Consider the following 2,681-nt stretch of genomic DNA (forward strand, 5'->3'; position numbering starts at 1 on the left):
GGAAAAACAGTGCTATTATTATATCCTTCCAGGGCCTCATAACGCCTATTATGGTTCAGCAGGGGTCGACCTCCTCCCGGACTTTGGCCTGTGTCCCAGAAAACGTCGTTTATTTAGGAAAGCCTAATAGTATCAACACACTACAAATAGAACTCTGAGCAATTTTGTTTATGAGCAGCCGGAGAAATGGATTTGTACAAATTAGAAACAAGGTAAACAAGCCTGAAATGGAAGGAGTAATAACATGAAAAACCTTTTTGTTATTTTCCTGTTACGCTGAAAACAAAAAACCTGCTTATTTGATGAAATAAGTAGGTTTTAATGAGTTATAGTATAGACTTAAAGATGGAGTTGTCGAACCTTGTCCACATGAGCTTAACTAGTCTCGAAACATTTTTGAAGGCATAATAAGAGAGCCAATAGGTACTATTACTTATCCATCAACTCTTTGCGTATACGACTGAGTGATTCGGGAGTCAGGCCCAGGTAAGAAGCAATCATCCAGAGCGGCAAGCGCAGCGAAAGGGATGGATAAGTTTCAACAAAACCTACATACCGCTGTTCCCCGGTTTCACTTAAGTGGCTGATGAGCCGTTTCTGAAAAGTTCGAAGGCTGTTTAGCTGTAAACTACTCATCAGCTGTTGTACGTCAGGAACGATCCTATTCAATTCATCAAAGAAGGCCATGTCTATGGCTAAAAGGTCGGTCGCTTCAACGGCATCTATGTAAAAGATAGCAGGAGTCTTTTTAAATAAACTGATCTGTTCGGCTATCCACCAGTTTTCAGGTGCAAACTGAATAATATGCTCTTTTCCCTTTTCATCGATTACATAGCTTCGCAGACACCCCTTCAGTACAAAGCCACCATACAAACACACTTCTCCGACACTTAGTAATGCCTGTCCCTTCTCTACGTGCCGTGTTTTTAAATGTGGCTCGAGTTGGGAAAATTGCTGGTCGGTGATAGCCAGCTTGGAGCGTAGATAGTTCAAAAAGGTCTCTGTCATATTTCTTAACATACATCAAGGCGCTGGCTTTAGGAGCACGCTACCTTTGTAGCACAAGATAAGTAAAAAACTAAAACTCTAGATTTTATCATCATGACAACTTACAACACAGCAACTACACAATACCGTTCTAAAGCCCTGCACATCACACTTTGGGTAGTACAGGTACTATTAGCCGTAGCATTTGGCATGGCCGGCTTTATGAAACTGGTTACACCACTTCCCGAGCTTGCGGCACAGGGCATGACCTATGTAAATTCATTTGGAGAAGGTATGGTTCGCTTTATTGGGATCAGTGAGCTATTAGCAGCTATTGGTTTGATCATGCCAGCTGCCTTACGAATCAAGCCTGTACTGACACCACTTGCTGCGCTGGGTTTGGCCGTTATCATGGTACTGGCTTTCGGATACCATTTAATGAATAATGAACCGTTCGTTCCAACTATAGTATTATTTGCACTAGCAGCCTTTGTTGCCTGGGGTCGATTCAAAAAAGCTCCTATTCAGCCTAAGTTTGCTGGAGATAGAAGTACAAGCATGTCCTTGTAATCTTTACAAAAGCTAATAAAGGAACCAGCATAATGGCCATAATAGAAGCCTTCATGAAACGGTTGCTAAATAAGGCAACCGTCATTCATAAAGCAATATTAACACCTGCCGTGTATCACATCAGGATACACAGTGACAGTATCAGGAAGGCAGAGTTTGTGCCTGGCTACTTTCTTAGAGTAGCGGTAGGCTTGGACAATGATGCACTGTCTACTAAAGACAAGATCAGAAGCTATACCGTTTGGGACATAGATAAAGAGAAAGGTACAATAGACCTGGCCATTGCAACAGAGAGCAATGGTCCGGGTGCCACTTGGGCTGCACAGTCCAAAGTAGACGATCAGGTGTATTTTGCCTGGCACAAAGGAAAATTTTTGGTAGATGATACGGCTGATAGTTACCTGATGATCGGTGATCTTTCCGCTTTGGCGCATCTGTATGAGATACGACGTAATCTCCCGCTAGGAAAAAAAGTAAAGAGCATCATTTATCATCAGAACATGCAGGAGCTGTATCCGGATATTGATGGCTCGAATCCTTTTTCTTTTACCCAACTGCCCCAAAACCCTACGGCAGAACTTCTTCAGCTTATAAAAGAAATAATTCCTGAAATGAAAGGTGAGAAGATGATTTACATTGCCGGAGACAGCTGGGTCTGTGTTGCCCTTACCCATTATTTTAGAAATGAATTGCAATGGCCCAGCAGCAAGCTAAAAGTGAAGCCCTTCTGGAATCCTGAAAAGAAAGGACTGGAGTAAGTACTGCTCTGATTTCAGTTACTAACGTTAAATAAGACTTTACTCATATGTTACTAATTCATCCATACAAACTAACCCTGAAGCAAGAGCTGGTGCAATTAATAAATGTTCACAAGAATGTTGCCCCGGCACAACTTTTTGTTCAAAGTTTTGATGAGATAGGTTTCGATACTGTTGATCTGGTAGATATTATTCTGGAAGTGGAAAAAGCATTTCATACCTATATTCCGGATGATGTGCCTTTAAACAAGGTAGATGATTTTGTCTCGTTTCTTACTTCTGATAATTCAAGGGCGGATGCTTAGGCACTGTCTTACTCTACGAACGATGCTGGCTTAGACAAGCTTATAATCTAACGTACTAGCC

The 2,681-nt window shown here is 41.7% G+C and carries 4 protein-coding genes; 3 read left to right on the forward strand and 1 reads right to left on the reverse strand.

What is annotated here, in order from left to right:
- Positions 1 to 429: 429 nt before the first annotated feature.
- Positions 430 to 1,020, reverse strand: coding sequence for a Crp/Fnr family transcriptional regulator (locus OB13_RS10245; RefSeq protein ID WP_461490070.1), 591 nt, complete (start codon positions 1,018 to 1,020; stop codon positions 430 to 432).
- A gap of 81 nt (positions 1,021 to 1,101) precedes the next feature.
- On the opposite strand from OB13_RS10245, the gene OB13_RS10250 reads away from it, so the two are divergent.
- From OB13_RS10250 to OB13_RS10260, 3 genes are read left to right on the forward strand one after another with little or no spacing between them, the layout of a single operon-like run.
- Entirely contained in the window at positions 1,102 to 1,557 is a 456-nt protein-coding gene (locus OB13_RS10250) for a DoxX family protein (RefSeq protein WP_461490071.1), read from the forward strand.
- Between the two features lie 32 nt (positions 1,558 to 1,589).
- The gene (locus OB13_RS10255; RefSeq protein WP_461490072.1) at positions 1,590 to 2,315 is read left to right on the forward strand and encodes a siderophore-interacting protein; all 726 of its coding nucleotides are present in this window, start codon (positions 1,590 to 1,592) and stop codon (positions 2,313 to 2,315) included.
- A 47-nt stretch (positions 2,316 to 2,362) separates the two neighbouring features.
- Positions 2,363 to 2,620 (forward strand): acyl carrier protein, encoded by a 258-nt coding sequence (locus tag OB13_RS10260; protein ID WP_461490073.1) that lies wholly within the window; start codon positions 2,363 to 2,365, stop codon positions 2,618 to 2,620.
- Positions 2,621 to 2,681: the final 61 nt, after the last annotated feature.

The organism is Pontibacter sp. HJ8 (assembly GCF_054824225.1).